Source organism: Tenacibaculum profundi (genome assembly GCF_057162725.1).
This window is the reverse complement of record NZ_CM169894.1, coordinates 2,283,161-2,303,474: the sequence shown is the minus strand read 5'-3', so window position 1 is coordinate 2,303,474 and position 20,314 is coordinate 2,283,161. Positions and strand designations below refer to the sequence as shown.

Genomic DNA, 20,314 nt, shown 5'->3' with positions numbered 1-20,314 from the left:
TTTCTTCAATTCTTTTACTACTAAAAGAACTCAATTTTTACTTCGAATACTTTCTATTATCACAGTTGCTAAGATTAAGCTACCTCCAATAAAGGTGTTTATGCTTGGAATTTCATTTAAAAATAAAAATGCGAGAATAATACCAAAAACTGGCTGTACACTACTAATAATACTTGCTGTTGACGCAGTAAAAAACTGAAGAGAATGCACCATTAAACTATGCCCAATAGCAGTTGTTAGAAAAGCGAGAAGCAATAAATAAGGTAATTGACTTTGAATTCCAGAGATATCCATAAAAAATAGAGTAGGGAATAAGCATAAAGAAATGACCACAGTCTGGTAAAACATTAACATTATTCCATTGTATTGATGGACATATTTCTTTAAAATTAAAATTCTTATTGCGTAGCAAAAAGCAGAAAGAACGCCAAATAAAATTCCTTGAAGATTAGAGCTTTTAAGGTTAAAATCTGGAGATAATACATATAAACCTATTAAAACTAGTAATCCTAAAACAATATAAATAGGTTTAAATTGAGTTTTTAAAAATACAGGCTCTAAAAAAGCAATTATTACTGGAAAAGTATAAAGCGATAACATTCCCATGGCTACGTTTGATAGTTTTAGTGCGTAAAAATAAGTAACCCAATGAGCTGCCATAAAAGCACCTGCTATTAAAAAAGGCTTTTTGTGTTTCGAAGATTTTAACTTAAAATTTATTTTACGATACTTGCAAAAAACAAATAAAAATATAGCAGCAAACGTTGAACGAAACCATATAATAACTTCAGATGGCATAGCTATATACCTTCCTAAAACTCCAGAAGTACTGATGAAAAAAGTAGCTACTAATAAAACGATTACATTTTTTAAGTGATTATTATACATAATTCCATGAATAAGAAATCAAATGTAATGAAGTTTCTCACTTACAAAAGACAGTTTCCAATTTAACTTCAAAATTGACTATATATTTAACAAAAAAATTGCTTGTATTATTAATAAACTCTTTAAAAAAGAGAAAAAATAGGATCCGCTGTAATTCTAGAAAATTTTATGTATGTTAGTAAAGCCAATAAATTACTATGATTAATAACTACATTTCTTACTTTTATCATTGCTTTAAGGCTGATAATAGAGAAACTGGTATTCTTAATTTTTTTTCATCAAAATATGAACATCAACTTATTATTAAGTCAGAAGAGGAGTTAAGTAATAAGAAATATCCATTACAATATATCTCAAAAGAAAAGGCACTTCCTATCCTTCAAACTATAGAACTTTTTAAAAATGACAAAGAACTTTGGTACGGAAGCCTATTTTGCCTTGGAAAACGTACTAACTTTAGTAAGCGTAATACTACTATTGCGGCGCCATTACTAATTTACAAAGCAACTATAGAGCAAAAGGAAGAAGATTATTTTTTAAAAATTAACCACAATACAAAGCAACTAAATATTGCCTTTTTAAAAGGACTCCTATTTAAAACATCTTTTTATGATTTTCAAGTAGATATTGAATTGCTTTTTGAGACAAATACGAACATGAATTTTTATGTTGTAAGTAGGCTAAAGCATATTCTAGAAAAACACATATCAAACCTTCATTTTGAAACTGATTTCTTATTATATCCAAAACTTAAAAATAAAGCTTTTTTAAAAACAGTACTAAAACAAAAAAAAGAATCAGAAAACTTCACCGTCGTATCAAGTTCTGGAATTTTTATATCTAGCCGTGTTAACAATATAAACGCGGTAGTAAATGAATTGGAAATTTTAAAGAATCAAGCTGACTATTCACAAGGTTTGCATGCCTTCTTTTCATCTGGAGTCAATGAAATTTCTAACCATAATAAGAATATAAAAATACCGCAGCTTTTGAACTCAGCACAAGAACGAATCGTTCGAAATGCTTCTAAGTACAGTAAGTCTGTAATCTTTGGTCCTCCTGGAACTGGAAAAACCTAAACTATAAATGCCATTGCTCAAGATTATATTAGTAAAGGTAAAAGCGTTTTAATTGTAACTAAAACTAGTCAAGCATTGGATGTTATTTCAAATAAATTAATGCATTCTAAAATTAATAATTTTACAATAAAAGTAGGAGGGAACTACTACAAAAGGAAACTACTAGCCAAATTAAACAAAATTATTAAAGGTACATATTACCGTTACAATCATAAAGAAGAAGCTTACGAAGCTGATATAAAAAGAGAAATTCAATTCAATAAAGTAAAAGCATTAGAAATAGATTTTGAAGAGAAGGTTACCAAAGAAATTGAACGTGTTGAAAATTTATTTTCTGAAAGTTTTTATAAAAAAACGCTCTCTAAAGTTGATATTAATTTTATTCGTGTTTTTGAAAAGATAGAATGGGAAATCATTGAAAATTATTTTAAAGAACTCACTTTATTTGAAAAAAGGGCAGAAGAAGCCTTGCTCAAAAAATTAATCAGTAACATTGTTTTTTATTCAAATACAGAACTTCAGAAACTTATTACTTTAAAAAACATAATTCAAATAGAAGATAAGTCCTTAATTAATAAAAATCTTCAAAAATTAGATGTCGAAACATTAACGCATTTTTTACCTGTTTGGTTAGTTAAAATTGATGAAATTGCCAGTTGCCTTCCAATGCAAAAAGATGTATTTGATGTAGCTATTGTTGATGAAGCTACACAATGCGATATTGCCTCATGTTTACCTATATTTCAAAGAGCAAAAAAAATAATAGTCGCTGGAGATACCAATCAATTGCGTCATCTTAGTTTTTTATCAGAGAAACAGATGAACGTATTTCAAAAACAACATCAAATTACAGACCCAATTCGATTTAACTTCAGGAAAAAAAGTTTGTTAGATTTTACCATTGAACACGCAGCAAAAGGAGATCAAATTGTTTTATTAAATGAACATTATAGATCATTGCCAGAAATTATTCAATTTAGTAATGACTTTTTTTATGGAAGTACATTAAGAATAATGACACATAAACCAGAAAACCGAAATAAAAAAAGTGTTTTCTTACACAAAACCAATGGATTACAAGATAAAAAAGGTGTTAATTCAGAAGAAATATCTCAACTAATTAAACAGATTCAAACAATAGTAAAAAAAGAGCATTCACTAAATAAAAACTTTGCTACTAGCATTGGTGTATTATCACCATTTCGACAACAAATAAATGCCTTAACCCAAGCCATTAAAATAGAATTTGATTTAAATATTATCAAAAAACATAGTATAAAAATTGGAACTCCATATCATTTTCAAGGAGAGGAGCGCGATATAATGCTACTTTCTATGGCGGTAAACTCACATTCACATTTTGCGAGTCTCAACTATCTCAATAAAAAAGATGTTTTCAATGTAGCAATTACACGAGCTAGGAACGAACAACATGTATTTTACTCTTTAGATACAAAGACTCTTTCCGAAAAATCACTATTAAAACAGTATCTAAGTTGTTTCGAACAAAAAAAACTACCTAAGTCGCAAAATGAACTTTTAGAAGATACATTTAGTAAAGAAATTAAAGCTTTTTTAATACAGTTTCAAACAACAATTCATATTGGATACGCTATTGCAGGACTAAATATTGATATACTGGTAGAAAAAAATAATAAATACCTGGGTATTGATTTAATTGGCTATCCAGGTAATTTTGTTACCGCCTTTGATATTGAACGTTATCGTATTTTATATCGTGTCGGAATACAAATTATTCCCATTTCTTACCTCTCATGGACTTATCACAAAGAGGAAACAAAAAGATTTATAAAAGAAAAAATTAATGCTTTTAGTTAGTACTAAGTTAATCAATGACATTCCATAAGAGTTTGTGAATCAAACCCAAAATGATGATTTTGGTACAATCAATATAAAGAAAGCCCATAAATACTGAGCTGACATCGTTAAATAACGGTGCAGTATTGTAATTTAGCGTATTTTTAAAACCAAAAAGTAAGTAGTTCTAGTCAAATACTTCTATGTAGTAAATGAGTTTAAAACTCAGTAAACATTCAATATCGTAATGCAAAAAAAAGGTTTCTTTAAGTTTCTTAAATTTTACACACGAGGGGAAAATACAGTAACTAATTTAAAAACAAGGGTACTAACGAGCCCCAAATATATTTAGTATATGATCTCTAAATTAATGAATATGAAACAAATCAGTCATGAAATAATTTATTTTTATGGTTGGTGGCAACTCTCAGTGTGTTTATTTGCTTTTATCGCTTTAATAGCGATTTGGTGGCATATTGGAAAAAAACAAAATGATTTTGGACAAATATGGTTAGCGCTCTCTGTTTTATGCTGGAGTATCTCAGGTGCATCTGAAATTTATTTTATAGAAAGTGATACTAAAATCGAATATATTATCAATGGATGGAGAAGTGTTTGGTCGTTACTTAACAGTTTGTTTATCTTATTATCCCTTCCTTGGTTTAGGTATTTACCAAGTACTATTAAACATATCATTAAATCAAAGCAATGGATATATATTGTGGGAATTCCATTTCTTTTTTCATTGCTTCCCACACTAAATCGAATGATTTCTGGTAATGTAATTACTGTGATTAACGAGCTAGATGTATACTATGCTTTCTTTACACTTGGCTTTTTAGGTTATGTTTTATGGGAGTCGTTCTTAAAAAGACGTTTAAAATCACTTGCTTTTTTATCATTAACTTGTGTTTTGGTTGCTTGGATAGCTCAGATTTACAAACTCTCTGGAAATGCTATTAATTTAACTTTATTTTCAGCCATTTTTAAGACTTCCTTAATTATGATTTTCTTTGCTTTGGCTTTAAGTTGGGTTAAAGAACTTTCTGAAAACATTATTCCTAACTCTCATCATTTATACGTCAAATTTCAAAAAACCAAACTTGCCTCTGGAAAAGTAGAAAATCTTGTTGTTTTAAATGGATTTCCAGGTTCAGAAAAACGCAGAGTCAAATTAACACCTGCCTTATTTGAACTTTTTATAAAGTTCGCAAAACGCAAATTATCCGGTATGGAATGGTTAGAAATTAAACCAAAAAACTTTTCTATAGCCACAAAAACCTTCGATATTAAAGATTATAATGAGGTAAAAAGATTACTTGTCTGCTTACTAGATGGTATTTTTGGAAAGGGTAACTGGAGTACAGAACACCATCTAAACCCACTAAAAACAACACTTTTTGAAATGTCGGAAAAAAGAGATAGAAAAATTCGTTTAAAAATCCCAAAAGAAAATATTTCACTGTAAAACAATGTGTTATTTTTTTTGTCAGTAGATTTTTTACTGACATTTATGTATTATTTCTGATAATTAGTTTTAGAAAAAAATCTATTTTAAAAATTGCGGTCGCAAATCATAAAACTTTAATTATGTCTGAAAGACTACAACGCTTACTAGCCATCTTTTTTTTTTTAATTCCTATCATTACTAAGGCACAACCTCATGAGATAGACAAACAACTTAACGATGCCTTTATGCCATTTGCTACCTGGTGGGAAAACCTCATTTTAGCATCCATTAATTTCTTCGGACTAGAGCTTCCTATTATTTTAATAATATTAGTTTCGGGCGCTTTATTTTTCACTCTTTATTTTGGTTTCATTAATATACGACATTTTTCTACAGCAATCCAAGTAGTAAGAGGAAAATATGACGATATAGAAAAATTTAGTACACAAAAAGACAATGAAACACATGAAAAAGCAACTAATGAACATTCTGGTGAAGTAAATCACTTCCAAGCTCTAGCTACCGCCGTTTCGGGTACTGTTGGATTAGGCAACATTGCCATGGTAGCCGTTGCTATATCTATTGGTGGCCCTGGTGCTACATTCTGGATGATTATTGCAGGATTACTAGGTATGTCTTCTAAGTTTGTAGAATGTACTTTAGGTGTAAAATATAGAGATATTGATGGTGAAGGAAATGTATATGGGGGACCTATGTACTATTTATCAAAGGGGTTAGAAGAGCGAGGTCTTGGAAAGCTAGGTAGAGCTTTGGCTATTATTTTTGCTGTTTTGTGTATTGGTGCATCTTTCGGAGGAGGAAATGCATTTCAAACAAATCAAGCTGCAGCACAGATTATTTCAAGATTTGGCATTGAAGGAGCCGCTTCAGGTAGTATTATAGGCTTAATTTTTGCTGTTTTTGTTGGTATTGTTATCATTGGAGGTATTAAAAGAATTGCTTCAGTCACCGAAAAAATAGTTCCTTTAATGGCGGCATTATATGTACTTTCAGGATTTTTTATAATTCTATCAAATTTTAGCTTTGTAGACGATGCTGTTCATATAATAATTACTGAAGCTTTTACACCAAAAGCAACCATTGCAGGAGGATTTATTGGAGTTCTCATACAAGGATTCCGTAGGGGAGCTTTTTCTAATGAGGCAGGAACTGGCTCTGCAGCCATTGCACATTCTGCTGTAAATACTAAATATCCCGCTTCAGAAGGCCTTGTAGCCATGTTAGAACCTTTTATCGATACGGTTATCGTTTGTACCATGACAGCCCTTATTATTGTAATGTTTAATATGGACGGGGCTTTTGTTTATGGTGATGTAGTGAATGGAAGAGCACTTATGGCTGATGGTTCTAGGCTTGGTGGTGTAAACTTAACTTCTTTGGCTTTTGATAGTGCTATTCCAGGTTCTTCTTATGTGCTTGTAATTGCCGTAGCTTCATTTGCTTTTTCTACCATTTTATCATGGTCTTACTACGGATTACAGTCTTGGAAATATTTATTTGGCAGAGGTAAGTGGAGTGACCTAGTATTTAAAATTATATTCTTAATGTTTACTGTTTTAGGAGCAGCCGTAACGCTTGATGCTGTAATTAAATTTTCTGATGCAATGATTCTTGCACTTGTTTTTCCTAATATGATTGGCCTATTGCTATTATTTCCAAAAGTAAGAAAAGAAATTAAACGTTATTTATATGATATTCAAATATTAAAATCAAAAATATAATTCAATTTTAAAAGAGTCTTCCTGTTTTTATTATAGCGCTGATATTTTGTGTACGCAACCACATTTGTCAGTGCTTTTTCAGATTTTCTATTTTAAAAAATAATAAATATCCAATAATATCATCATTTTTAAATCTTACTATCCTTATTGTAATAAATCGGTAAGGATTTTAGCTGTTTTAGTATCTGACGGTTTATACATATTGCTATTTACAATATTTCCTAAAGGATCTATTAAAATAAACCTTGGAAGGGATGCTACTCCATAACTTCTTATAAAATCAGAATCAAATGACTTGTCTGCAAAAAGCTGTACACCTTTCATAGCTTTAGTTTTTACTGTTTCTTTCCAAAAGTCTATTTTATCTTCATCGTCTACAGAAATACTCACAAAAACGATCTTTTTCTCTTTAAACTTCTTTTCTAAGGACTCTATATAAGGAATTTGCTGAAGGCAAGGCATACACCACGTAGCCCAAATATCAATAAAAACATACTTTCCTATAAAATTAGCTAAAGTAACTTGCTGTCCTTCTGTATTCTTGTAATTAAAACTCGGTGATTTTTTTCCTTTTGCAGTAGCTTTTACACTATTTAGTTGACTTTTAGCGCGTCTTATAAAATTAGGACTCGTTACGTATTTCCGAAACAGTGCATAATAGTCTTCTGCTTTTTCAGGTTTTTCTGTAATAGCGTAATAAAAGCTAAAAAGTAACTCCAAACTTAAGGGTTTGGTTTTTACTTTTGAAAAAACTTGATCCATTTTTACAAAACCTTCGTTGTTTTCTATATCTAACTTCCATTTTAAGGATGCTAAATTTTTATACGCTGGAAATATTGTGTACAATTTTTCATTATCTAAATTTGTCTTTTCAAAAAGTGCTAAAAATTCACTTGGCATCTTAATTTCCTTACCAAAATATACCTTTTGTGAATTTTTATAGTTAAATAAATCCAATAAATAATCATACTTTAAATTAGTTATTTCATGGTCTACAAAGTCCTTGTCTAACTTTTCTTTGGTCAATAATTCTTTGTACCTTTTATGCAAACTCATAACATTCTTCTTATACTGTACTACATCAACACCATAAAATATGTCTGTTTTTTCTTTAAGTTTATCACTGTAACGTCTTTTGGAAATTAGATAGGTATTTCTTTTCGTTCCCTCTCCTGAAAAAGCGACTGTATTTACCAATTCACCTGCATCAAAATTAATGACAAGTACATCGTTTTGTTTTAAGTAAATGGTAATGGATTCATTGCCACTTCTAAATAAGTAATAGCCTTCAGATAACTTTAAATTTTCAGTAGAAAATGTTCCTTCATTATCAAGCTTTATTTCTTTAATAACCCGTTCTGATATTTCAACAATGGAAAGCTCTGATGTACTAGAAAAGTGTTGCACTTTTCCTATTAATTGCTGACTTACTAGTGAAGAGCTCATCATAACAATGATTAAAAAAAGTACTTTTTTCATATGTAAATTAATTTATATTTTTTTTAATGTATTTAACGCCTTATTAACCGTATCAATTCTAATAAAAGTTATTAATAAGCGTAATCCGTTTTTTGTTTCTTTTTCTTTCATTACCGAACTTTTCGAATGCTCCTGAACATATTTTAATACCCTTGTAAAAGCAGATGTTTGATAAAAATCACTTTGCTGGTTCGATACAAAATACCCTATCATTCTTTTTTGTTTCAATATAATTCTTTCCAGCCCCAAGGATTTTGCCAACCATTTGATACGAACACTATCGAATAAATCAGATACTTGCGTTGGATATTCTCCAAAACGATCAATAATTTCACTTTCAAAAACTTGCAATTCTTCTTCGTTCGTAACTTCTGAAAGTTTGTTGTAAAGTACCAATCGTTCACTTACCGAATTTACATAATCATCCGGAAATAAAATTTCAAAATCAGTATCAATTTGTACCTCTTTTACATATTCTTTCTCTCCTTTTTCCACTGTTTCATATAACTCTTTGAACTCATTTTCTTTTAATTCTTCAATAGCTTCTTGCAAAATTTTCTGATAGGCATCAAAACCTATATCATTGATAAAACCGCTTTGTTCTCCACCTAACAGATCTCCAGCACCTCTAATTTCTAAGTCTTTCATCGCAATATTAAGCCCACTTCCTAAATCAGAGAATAATTCAAGTGCCTGAATCCTTTTTCGCGCATCGTCAGTCATATGATGATAGGGAGGCGTAATAAAATAACAAAAGGCCTTTTTATTAGAACGTCCTACACGTCCACGCATTTGATGCAAATCTGACAAGCCAAAATTATTGGCATTATTAATAAAAATAGTGTTGGCATTTGGTACATCAAGACCACTCTCAATAATCGTTGTTGATACCAATACATCAAACTCATTATTCATAAAAGCCAACATTAGTTCTTCTAATTTTTTTCCTTCCATTTGACCGTGACCGATACCAATTTTAGCATCAGGCACTAAACGTTGCAATAAACCTGCAACTTCTTTAATGTTTTCTATTCGATTATGAATAAAAAATACTTGTCCACCACGAGCTATTTCGTATGAAATAGCATCACGAATCGTTTCTTCGCTAAAACGCATCACATTGGTTTCAATAGGGTGTCGGTTGGGTGGGGGGGTTTTAATAACTGATAAATCACGGGCTGCCATTAAACTAAACTGCAATGTTCTAGGAATTGGAGTTGCTGTTAAAGTAAGGGTATCTACGTTTTCTTTTATCGTTTTTAGCTTATCTTTCGCTGCTACACCAAACTTTTGCTCCTCATCAATAATTAGCAATCCTAAATCTTTAAAATTTATACTTTTATTAGTTAACTGATGCGTCCCAATTACAATATCTACATGCCCACTAGAAACTCCTTCTAAAACATTTTTGCGTTGTTTAGTTGTTCTAAAACGGTTAAGATAATCAATTACAACTGGAAAATCTTTTAATCGCTTTGAAAAAGTTTTAAAATGTTGAAAAGCCAATACAGTAGTAGGTACTAAAATAGCAACTTGTTTTCCGTTGTCTACTGCTTTAAATGCTGCTCTTACAGCTACTTCTGTTTTTCCAAATCCAACATCTCCACAAACCAAACGATCCATTGGTTGTTCTTTTTCCATATCAATTTTTACATCTTGCGTAGCCGTGAATTGGTCGGGTGTATCTTCAAAAAGAAAACTTGCTTCCAATTCATGTTGCATATTTGTATCTGGACCAAAAGCATGCCCTTTTTGTAATTTTCTTTTAGCATATAATTGTATTAAATTAAACGCAATTTCTTTAACACGATTTTTTGTTTTTTGCTTGACTTTTTTCCAAGCATTAGATCCTAGTTTATAAATTTTAGGTGCTTTCCCATCTCTACCATTAAATTTTGATATTTTATGTAAAGAATGTATACTAACATACAAAATATCACGGTCTCCGTAGATTAACTTAATAGCTTCCTGTTTTTTACCTTCTACGTCAATTTTTTGTAGGCCTCCAAATTTTCCGACACCATGGTCAATATGAGTTACATAATCGCCAACTTCAAGTTTAGTTAATTCTTGTAGTGTGATGGATTGTTTTTTGGCATATCCGTTTTTTAAGCGAAATTTATGATATCTTTCAAAAATCTGGTGATCAGTATAACATGCTATTTTTTTATCGATGTCAATAAACCCTTGATATAAAGGAAATACCAGCGTTTCATAATGAACTTCTTGATCAGCATCATCAAAAATATCTTTAAATCGTTGTGCTTGCTTATCATTTGCACAAAAAATATAATTGGTAAATCCTTCCTTATGATTATCGTTTAAGTTATCAATTAATAAATTGAACTGCTTATTAAAAGAAGGTTGTGGTTTTATGCGAAATAGCACATCTTTTTTAGGATTTTCTTCTTTTAATTCTGAACGAAAACTTATGTGTGCTACTGTAAAATCTTGTAATTGATCTTTAATTTCATGACCATTACAAAATAGGGTAGTGGGTTTGGCATGTTGAACCTCTTTAGATAATTCAGTAAAAGCTTTTTCTGCTTTTTTATAAAATTTATCAAGGTTTGCAGTTAATATCTCTGTATTTCTAGAAAATATTACAGTTTTTGAAGAAATATATTTTAAAAAGCTTTCTCTTGTTTCTTTTAATGCCTTGTTTTCAACATTTGGCATAATACTTACTTTAGTTAACTTTTCTTTTGACAGTTGTGTTTCTACATCAAAACTTCGGATACTATCAATTTCTTCACCAAAAAACTCAACACGATAGGGTTCATCGTTTGAAAAAGAAAACACGTCGATAATTCCTCCTCTTACTGAAAATTCTCCTGGCTCTGTTACAAAATCTACTCGATTAAAATTATACTCAAATAAGACCTCATTTACAAAATCGAGTGATACTTGCTCTCCAACACCTAACTTAAGCGTATTTTTTTCTAACTCTTTTTTAGTGACTACCTTTTCAAATAGAGCAGTAGGGTAGGTAACGATTATAGCTGGTTTTTTTTGAGAATTAATTCTATTTAAAACTTCTGAACGTAATAGAACGTTAGCATTATCTGTTTCTTCTATTTGATAGGGTCTACGATACGAACCTGGATAGAATAAAACATTTTTCTCACCCAAAAGCTGTTCTAAATCGTTCAAATAGTAAGCTGCCTCTTCCTTATCATTCATTATTAGTAGATAAGGCTTATTTGCTTTTTTAAAAGTTTCAGAAATAACAAAAGACAACGAAGATCCTACCAAATTCGTTAATTGAAAATGGTGTGGGCCTTGTTGAAGCTGACCTACAATCTGTGTTACTTTACCTGATTGCTGGTAATGATTTACAATGGTTTGCTTGCTCAACGAAAAATTTTTTCACAAAGATAAGAGAATGCATTTAATAAAATGTTTAGACTGCTTGATGTATTTTTTTATTAATTACGAAACATTTCTAATAACTGTATCATAGACCATTTTAAAATAAATCAAAAAACTACTAAGCGTAAAGAAAATTTAGTCCATTTTTATCAAAACCTTTTTTAAAGCTATTAGAAACTAGGTTTTATCTAAATAAATACAAGAACATTACTATCTAAAAAAATAGCTTAAAAAGCTTTTTAAATACAGCTTTAAAAATTAGGAATATTTATAAAAAAAAACATTTCAATAAGAAAAAAAAATACTTTAATTCACAAAAAATACAATAAAAATATTGTGAGATTATTTTTTTTCATTTGTAACAATAATAACCACTATGTAGTAATCATTAGACTTTCGAAATATTTGGAGATCTACTTTTAATTTCTAAAAAATTACATCTGAAAATTGAATTGAAATAATTAAAAAATTGATATCTAAATAAATAGAAAAAAATTATACTATTCTGTAGTAATTATATGATGTTTTTGTCGTGGTTTTGTAGTACTTATAAAAAACTAATAATTTAAAAAGTTATTTATGTTGCAGTCTCAAAATATAACTGATAGATTGAATAAAAAACTAAGGAAAAATACTTATTACTTTTTGATATTATTTTTTATTTAAAAATAATCCATATTTACAAATAAGAGCTTTGAGCAATGCTGAGAATGAATTTACACCATGTAATAAAATGTCTTTCAATATTATAAAAGTAAAATTAAGAAATAAATCTACTTTGAATTACATATCAAATATATCTTTAAAAACTACTTAAACACCAAACAATAATTTCATTTTTTTCAAAATACTGTAAAATCTATAGCATACTTGGTTAAGTTCCCCGATTCCCTTTATAAAGCCGTCTAAAAGAATTTTTTAGACGGTTTTTGTTTTTAAATTAGAAGAAATTGACAGTAACTTTTTTCGCTAACTTTGTGTCATAAAAAAACGTTTATTATGTCAATATCAGATTTATATTCAAAAGGAAAACATTTACAAGAAATTGGTCATTTTGCAAGTATCATAAAAATTGCAATAGTAGACAATGTAATTACTAAAGAAGAACAAAAATTACTTGATAGAGCTGCTAAAAAATTAAACATAAGTGATGAAGAATATCAAAAGATATTAAAAAACCCTGAAAAGTACCCAGTAAATCCTCCTATTGAGTATGAAGAACGAATTGCACGATTGTATACGCTAACAAAAATGATTTTTGCAGATGAAAAAATTGATAAAAAAGAAGTAGGTATTCTTAATAAAATTGCCGTCGCTTTAAATTTTCCTTTACAAAATATTGAAAAAATATGTGATGAAGCTATTCATTTGGTTCTAAATGATGATGATCTAACCATTTTTAATTCAGCTATTAAAAAAGTAAATCAGAATTTATAATTATACTATTTTTACATTTTATAAGTTATACTATATAATATATCCTTAATTCATGAAAAAACTCTTCATTGTAGTTGCTTTATTTTTAATTACCGGATCCATTTTAGGTCAAAATTTAAATGATACTTGGCAAGTTGGTTTTGGTGCTGGTATCACTAAATTTAGTTCAAAAGATGCTGGTTTTATTGGAGATGCAACTATTTTTCAAGTTCCTCGTTTTAATTTAACAGCTCCAATCGGTAAACATTTTTCTATTGATGCAGCCCTATCCTTCAATACTATTGACGATATAGGTATTATTAAAAATTCTGTTTCTTACTTTTCAATGGATGGATCTTTTCGTTATAATTTAGATGCTATTTTAAAAAATTTTGCACCTTATATTTTTGTTGGTGGAAGTGTAGTAGATTCTGAACGAAAAATGACACCTACATTAAACTTAGGAGTAGGAGGAGTTTTTTGGATATCAAAACGAATAGGAGTAAGCCCACAAATTTATTATAAGCATTCTTTTGAGGGTTATGAAAGTATGCGTTCTCATGTACAAGGAACAATGAGCCTTATTTTCAAATTAGATTGGAGAAATATTTTTAATAAAGGTAATCAAGTAACCACTACAAAAGGTGGATTCTGTTTCTAGCAAAAAACATAAAAAGCGGCTTATAAATTAGCCGCTTTTTTTATATTATAAATTATTAATTGCATTTTGAATTCTTTCTATTGTAGCCTTTTTTCCAATCATTTCCATGATATCAAATAAATGAGGTCCTTTTAAAGCTCCCACTAGACTTAGACGTAAGGGTTGCATAACTTTACCGAAACCTATTTCTCTTTCAGAAATCCATTTTTTAACTATTTCTTCAATATTCTCTGAATTAAAATCAATTATTGACTCTATTACAATAATCAATTCTTTCATAAGATCTGGTGTAGATTCTTTCCATTGCTTTTTAACTGCCTTTGTATCGTAATCCGAAGGAGTTTCATAAAAGAAACTAGCTAAATCCCAAAAATCAGAGACAAAAATAGCTCTTTCTTTAACTAAAGAAATTACTTTTTCTGTATAACTGTGTTCAAATTTTAATCCTTTTTCGGCCAGTATTAGTTCAAATGCATCTGACAATTCAGTATTTGATTTTAGTTGCATATACTGTTGGTTAAACCATTTCGTTTTATCTGGATTAAATTTGGCTCCAGATTTACTAACTCTTTGTAAATCAAAAACTTCAATTAATTCAGTTAAAGAAAATAATTCCCTTTCTGTACCAGGGTTCCACCCTAAAAAAGCCAACATATTAATAAAAGCATCCGAAAAATACCCATCTTCTTTGTATCCTCTTGATATATCACCTTTTTCTTCATTTACATATTTTAATGGAAAAACAGGAAACCCTAATTTATCACCATCTCTTTTACTTAATTTCCCTTTACCAACTGGCTTTAAAATAAGAGGCAAATGTGCAAATTTTGGTGACTTCCAATCAAAAGCTTTATAAAGTAATGTATGAAGTGGGAGAGAAGGCAACCACTCTTCACCACGAATTACATGTGAAATTTGCATGAGATGATCGTCTACAATATTAGCGAGATGATAAGTAGGCATTCCATCAGATTTATACAACACTTTGTCATCTAAAGTGCTTGTATTCACCGAAATTGTTCCACGTATTTCATCCTCCATAACTAAAATTTCATCTTGAGGAGTTTTAAAACGAATTACAAATTTTTCTCCAGCATTGATTTTTTTCTGTACCTCGTCTTTAGATAATGCTAATGAATTTTGAAGTTTTTCACGGTTATGCCAGTTATAAATAAAGGTTTTACCATTTTCTTCATTATTTTTTCTATACGCATCTAACTCTTCATTAGTATCAAAGGCATAGTATGCCCAATTATTTTTTATAAGTTGATCAGCATATTGTTTATATAAATCTTTACGTTCTGACTGACGATAAGGCCCATATTTTTCATTTTTACCAGGTCCTTCATCAAATGGAATATTACACCATTCCAATGAGTCTATAATATACTTTTCTGCATTGGCTACATAGCGTGTTTGATCGGTATCTTCAATTCTTAACACAAAAGTTCCATTATGCTTTTTAGCAAATAAATAGTTGAATAATGCAGTTCTTACTCCTCCCATATGAAGGGGTCCTGTTGGACTTGGAGCAAATCGTACTCTTACGTTGTCAGTCATTTTAATTAAATTCTTTTAATAATCTGTTTGTATGAAACTGGTTCATTCCTAAGGCAACGCAAAGATAACTTTATCTTATAAACTCATTGCATATTTTTACTATCGAAGTGAAATTTAAAAAACTTTTAGGAACATAGTAATAATTAAAAACTAGATATTCTGAAATTCAAAAAATACAAGACAAAATTGATTCCAGATATAAAATCAAAAAAGACCTCCAAATGGTGGTCTTTTAAATAAAATATCCATCTATTTTTAATCTAAATTTTGTAATATATACCAAAACTAAAAGCAGGCTTTCTAGCAACATTTCTTCCACCAAACGCGCCTCCAATTCCGGCATTTGCTCCAAAATTATCATTAATTTCTCCAATCAGTTTTAATCCGAAAGCAGCATAGCTCTGGTTATTTACATACAATCCTGTTAAAACATTACTAATTGGAATCACAGTTTCTCCATTTTGAAAAGAAGCAACACCATCCAAAAATCCAGCAACCCATAACCAATCAACAGCCTTGTAACCAAGTTCTCCACCTAGTTTATAAGCACTACTGTAATCATTTGTTCTAATATCTACTCCAGTAAATGCTTGAATATACCAACTATTAAACCCTCTTCCAACAAGTACTAAGGGTGTAATTGTCCATGCATCGTATCCAGTACGAAGACCTGTTGTAGTATTATACGTACCCGTATTTGCCTCAATACCTATTTGCCCAGAGATCAACCATTTTTTATTGTAAAAATTATGTTTTACCCCTAATTGTATATTCCCAAAAGATGATTCTGATCCTTCAGAGGTTATTGCAGTATTAAGAGTAGAGTTTCCTGATTTTACCATTTTAAAAGGTATGTTAGCGAAAAGAGACGTTTTATCTGACATACCATATTCTGCGTACAGTTGTAATGTATTGTCCGTAATCTCTCTGTCAGTGCTATAATCTGGATTTCCAAATAATTCTTTATAATTTGAAATTGAAGAAAAAGTTATTTGTAAATAGGCTTCATTTTTATTTTTTGTCCAAGGACTTTGAGCAAATAATGTGCCTGTAAAGGCCAGTGCTAGAATGATTTTTATGTTTTTCATATGTTTGATTTTAATTATAATACTTATTAATTGAGTTAGTTAATAATTTACTAACATTATACTATAGTAGAAGCAAGTAATATTCCCTTACACTTTTTTTTATATTAATTAAATGTAAATGTAGTATTTTTATAAGTTATATTATAATGACATTCTTAACACTTTACTTACCTAAAAAACATTTTAAAGCAAACAAAAAATAGTAGTAAACTAAAGGTTGTTTAAAAAACAAAATAACTAGTAAAGGAATGTTAAATTTTATATTCTTTAAGGAAATAGTGATTTTACAAAAAAATCATACGGCACATAGATGTTTCAAAGCCTTAATTATATAAGAATTAATTATTCAATTTATTAAAAACTGAAAGAGTAAATAAAATAAATCAAGAAAACAGATGGAAAATTTTAAAAAAATTGAGCTAAAATTAAACCAGTTTAGTAAAAAATACTACACCAATGAACTTATAAAAGGAACTTTATTATTTATTTCTCTTGGGGTAATTTACCTATTCATAACCTTATTCATTGAATTTTTTTTATGGTTAGATACAAGTTTGAGAACATTACTTTTCTGGTTATTCATAACAGTTGAAGTTATTTTATTAATGCGATTTATTCTTTTCCCCTTATTCAAAATTGTTGGTTTAAAAAAAGGTATTTCTTCCGAAGAAGCTTCAAAAATAATAGGAAAACATTTTCCTGAAGTTAATGATAAATTGATTAATATTCTACAATTAAAAAGTCATACAGAACAGTCCGAATTACTTTTAGCAAGTATTTCTCAAAAATCTGAAGAAATTCATCCAATACCGTTTTCAAACGCTGTTAATTTTAAATCTAACTTTAAATATCTAAAATATACATTAATTCCTATTTTCATTTGGCTTTTCACTCTTTTAACTGGGATTAATTCAAAACTCAATCAAAGTTTTGAGCGCGTTATGAACCCCAGAAAAGCATATACTCCTCCGAGCCCTTTTTATTTTTTTCCAACAACATCTAATTTCTCTGTTATAAAAGGAAAATCAATTACAATATATTTTGAGACAAAAGGTGAGTTTATTCCTCAAGAAGCTAAAGTTCATTTTAATGGTCAACAATACTACATGCAACATGACGGTAACGGTCTTTTTTCATATACTTTCAATAATGTTCAAAACTCTTTCTCTTTTTTCATAAAAGCGAATAATGTTAAATCAAGAGCATATTTACTTAAAACTATAAATACTCCTTCAATACAAAACATTACTCTAAAACTTATATATCCAGCATATTTAGACAAAAAAAATGAAACTATTCAGAACGCATCAAATTTAATTGTTCCACAAGGAACATTTATAACCTGGAAGATTAAAACATCTGATACAGATACGCTTAAATTTAATTCGCAGAAAATAAATAAAGAATTTATTCAAGATTCAAAAAACATATTCACACTAGAAAAGCAAGTTTTAGAAACACTTGACTATACTTTATCAACCTCTAATAAAGACCTAAAAAATTATGAGGAACTGCAATTTAAAATTAATGTTATAAAAGATGATTTTCCTGATATTGAAATAAAAACGAATATTGATAGTATTACCAGAGGTAATGCCCAATTTTTAGGTCAAATTTCTGATGATCATGGAATATCAAAACTAGAAGTAATTTATAGTGATCAAAAAAATAAAGAAGATGTAAATATTCAAATCATTAAAACTAATAGAGAAACTATTCAGAGTTTCTTCTATGAATTTCCTAACAATTTAAATTTAAAGAATGATGTAAATTATGAAATCTATTTTAAAGTATATGATAATGATGGTGTAAATGGTAGTAAATATACAATTAGCAGGAAATTTTATTATCGTCAAAAATCTGCACATGAAATAAAAGAGGAGCTTTTACAAGAACAAAAAAACCATATAAATAAATTAGAAAATTCATTAAAAAAACAAAAAGAAACTAAAAAAGAAGTAGACAAAATACAGTTAGAACTTCAAAATAAAAAAAATATTAGCTGGAGTGATCAAAAAAACATCAAAGACTTAATAAAACGCCAACAACAATATAAACAAATAATGGAGCGTCAGGCGGAAAAAATAAAACAAAATTTGGAAGAGAAAAAAGAAAATACTCCCTCATTAAAAGAAAAAAAAGAAAATTTAAAAGAAAGAATAGAGGAATTAAAAAAAATAAACAAACAACAAAAGCTGCTTAATGAACTAAAAGAATTAGCTGATAAGTTAAAAAAAGAAGATCTTATAAAGAAAACAAAAGAGCTAGCCGAGCAGAATAAACAAAAAGAAAGGAGTTTAGAAAGGATCCTTGAAATGACCAAACGTTATTATGTTGAGCAGAAAATGAATCAAATTAAAGAAAAACTTGATCAACTATCGGAAAAGCAGGAGGATTTATCTAAAAAAGAAAATGATATTAAAAAACAAGAAGAGTTAAACGAGGACTTTAAAAATTTAAAAAAGAATATAGACGAACTTGAAAAAGAAAATAAAGATTTAAAAGAACCAATGGACATTCCGTCAATGGAAGAAATGGAAAAACAAGCTGAACAAGAAATGAAAGAATCATTAAACAATATGAATCAACAAAAAAGTTCGCAAGCAAAGCAAAATCAAAAAAAAGCTGCTCAAAAAATGAAAGAAATGAAGGATATGATGACCAATTCAATGCAATCGATGAGCGCTGAAATGGAAGAAGAAAACATGGAGAGTTTAAGACAAATACTTGAAAATTTGGTAACATTCTCATTTGGCCAAGAGGAATTAATGAATGAGTTTACAAATACGAATACAGCGCATCCAAGTTTTGGGAAAAATATTAAAAAACAAAATCAATTAAAAACTTACTTTGAACATATTGACGACAGCTTATTTACTTTATCAATGCGAGTACCTAGTATAAGTACTAAAATTCAAGAAGAATTAGCAAATGCTCATTACAATATTGATCAATCATTAGATAATCTTACAGAAAACAGAATAACGAATGGTATCTCAAATCAACAATACGTAATGACTTCAGCAAATACACTTGCTGATATGTTAAGCGACACACTTGATTCAATGCAAAACCCACAGCAGGGAATGGGACAGGGTAAAGGAAAAAAAGGCAAAGGAGATTCTTTTAGTTTGCCTGATATTATTCAAAAGCAGAGTGAACTAATGGAAAAAATGAAAAATGCTATTAAAAAAGGAGAAAAAGGAAACCCTAAAGAAGGAAAAGGTAAGCAACCAGGTGAAGGTGAAGATCAAAATGGAGCGCAAGGAAAAAATGGTAAAAACGGAGAAGAAATGAGCGGTGAATTATATGAAATATTCAAAGAACAATCTAGATTAAGACAGCAACTAGAAGATGCTATAGGTAAGGGGAAAGAAGGTACAGGTAATTCAAAAAAAGCAATTCAAAAAATGGAAGAGTTAGAAAATAAAATTTTAGAAAATGGCTTTAATAAAGAGAATATTAAAAGAATGCAGAATCTAAAATATGAATTATTAAAGTTAAATAAAGCATCTTTTGATCAAGGTAAAAAACAAGAACGTGAATCAAATACCAATATAAGGGAGTACATTAATAACATTGAAAAAGAACTTATTTTCAAAAAGCAGTATAACAATCAAACAGAAATATTAAATAGACATTCGTTACCTTTGCATCAAAATTATAAACAGAAAGTTAAACAATACTTTACAACTACAAAAAAAGAGAAGACATCTAAAAATTAATTATAAATAAAAATTTTAGATAAAAATATTTTCAAC

At 29.1% G+C, this 20,314-nt stretch carries 12 protein-coding genes; 7 read left to right on the top strand and 5 right to left on the bottom strand.

Annotation, left to right across the window (positions count from 1 at the left end; translation table 11 throughout):
* Nucleotides 1-30: 30 nt before the first annotated feature.
* Nucleotides 31-888, bottom strand: coding sequence for a DMT family transporter (locus AC2GW8_RS09380; protein ID WP_440879614.1), 858 nt, complete (start codon nucleotides 886-888; stop codon nucleotides 31-33).
* A gap of 197 nt (nucleotides 889-1,085) precedes the next feature.
* Between AC2GW8_RS09380 and AC2GW8_RS09375 the strand changes: the two genes are divergently transcribed.
* The 4 genes from AC2GW8_RS09375 to AC2GW8_RS09360 all read left to right on the top strand — a co-directional run bounded on the left by AC2GW8_RS09375 (nucleotide 1,086) and on the right by AC2GW8_RS09360 (nucleotide 6,977).
* Nucleotides 1,086-1,967 carry a DEAD/DEAH box helicase family protein gene (locus tag AC2GW8_RS09375; protein ID WP_440879613.1) on the top strand — a complete coding sequence of 294 codons (882 nt, stop codon included), beginning with the start codon at nucleotides 1,086-1,088 and terminating at the stop codon, nucleotides 1,965-1,967.
* A 75-nt stretch (nucleotides 1,968-2,042) separates the two neighbouring features.
* A complete protein-coding gene (locus AC2GW8_RS09370) occupies nucleotides 2,043-3,806 on the top strand; it encodes a DEAD/DEAH box helicase (RefSeq protein ID WP_440879612.1) in 1,764 nt (587 codons plus the stop codon).
* 355 nt (nucleotides 3,807-4,161) lie between these two features.
* Nucleotides 4,162-5,253 carry a hypothetical protein gene (locus AC2GW8_RS09365; RefSeq protein WP_440879611.1) on the top strand — a complete coding sequence of 364 codons (1,092 nt, stop codon included), beginning with the start codon at nucleotides 4,162-4,164 and terminating at the stop codon, nucleotides 5,251-5,253.
* Nucleotides 5,254-5,375: 122 nt separating this feature from the next.
* Nucleotides 5,376-6,977 carry an alanine/glycine:cation symporter family protein gene (locus tag AC2GW8_RS09360; protein ID WP_440879610.1) on the top strand — a complete coding sequence of 534 codons (1,602 nt, stop codon included), beginning with the start codon at nucleotides 5,376-5,378 and terminating at the stop codon, nucleotides 6,975-6,977.
* Between the two features lie 144 nt (nucleotides 6,978-7,121).
* On the opposite strand, the gene AC2GW8_RS09355 is transcribed toward AC2GW8_RS09360, so the two are convergent.
* Together AC2GW8_RS09355 and mfd are read right to left on the bottom strand one after the other, a co-directional pair.
* The gene (locus tag AC2GW8_RS09355) at nucleotides 7,122-8,456 is read right to left on the bottom strand and encodes a TlpA family protein disulfide reductase (protein ID WP_440879609.1); all 1,335 of its coding nucleotides are present in this window, start codon (nucleotides 8,454-8,456) and stop codon (nucleotides 7,122-7,124) included.
* A 12-nt stretch (nucleotides 8,457-8,468) separates the two neighbouring features.
* Complete coding sequence (mfd, locus tag AC2GW8_RS09350; RefSeq protein WP_440879608.1) at nucleotides 8,469-11,813, bottom strand: transcription-repair coupling factor; 3,345 nt, start codon at nucleotides 11,811-11,813, stop codon at nucleotides 8,469-8,471.
* Nucleotides 11,814-12,827: 1,014 nt separating this feature from the next.
* On the opposite strand from mfd, the gene AC2GW8_RS09345 reads away from it, so the two are divergent.
* Together AC2GW8_RS09345 and AC2GW8_RS09340 are read left to right on the top strand one after the other, a co-directional pair.
* Nucleotides 12,828-13,265 carry a tellurite resistance TerB family protein gene (locus tag AC2GW8_RS09345; protein ID WP_440879607.1) on the top strand — a complete coding sequence of 146 codons (438 nt, stop codon included), beginning with the start codon at nucleotides 12,828-12,830 and terminating at the stop codon, nucleotides 13,263-13,265.
* Nucleotides 13,266-13,317: 52 nt separating this feature from the next.
* On the top strand, nucleotides 13,318-13,905 hold the full coding sequence (locus tag AC2GW8_RS09340) for a hypothetical protein (RefSeq protein ID WP_440879606.1): 588 nt from the start codon (nucleotides 13,318-13,320) through the stop codon (nucleotides 13,903-13,905).
* A 45-nt stretch (nucleotides 13,906-13,950) separates the two neighbouring features.
* On the opposite strand, the gene gltX is transcribed toward AC2GW8_RS09340, so the two are convergent.
* Nucleotides 13,951-15,465, bottom strand: coding sequence for a glutamate--tRNA ligase (gltX, locus tag AC2GW8_RS09335; protein ID WP_440879605.1), 1,515 nt, complete (start codon nucleotides 15,463-15,465; stop codon nucleotides 13,951-13,953).
* Nucleotides 15,466-15,725: 260 nt separating this feature from the next.
* Nucleotides 15,726-16,553 (bottom strand): transporter, encoded by an 828-nt coding sequence (locus AC2GW8_RS09330; protein WP_440879604.1) that lies wholly within the window; start codon nucleotides 16,551-16,553, stop codon nucleotides 15,726-15,728.
* A gap of 395 nt (nucleotides 16,554-16,948) precedes the next feature.
* On the opposite strand from AC2GW8_RS09330, the gene AC2GW8_RS09325 reads away from it, so the two are divergent.
* Nucleotides 16,949-20,278, top strand: coding sequence for a DUF4175 family protein (locus tag AC2GW8_RS09325; RefSeq protein ID WP_440879603.1), 3,330 nt, complete (start codon nucleotides 16,949-16,951; stop codon nucleotides 20,276-20,278).
* The last annotated feature ends 36 nt before the right edge of the window (nucleotides 20,279-20,314 follow it).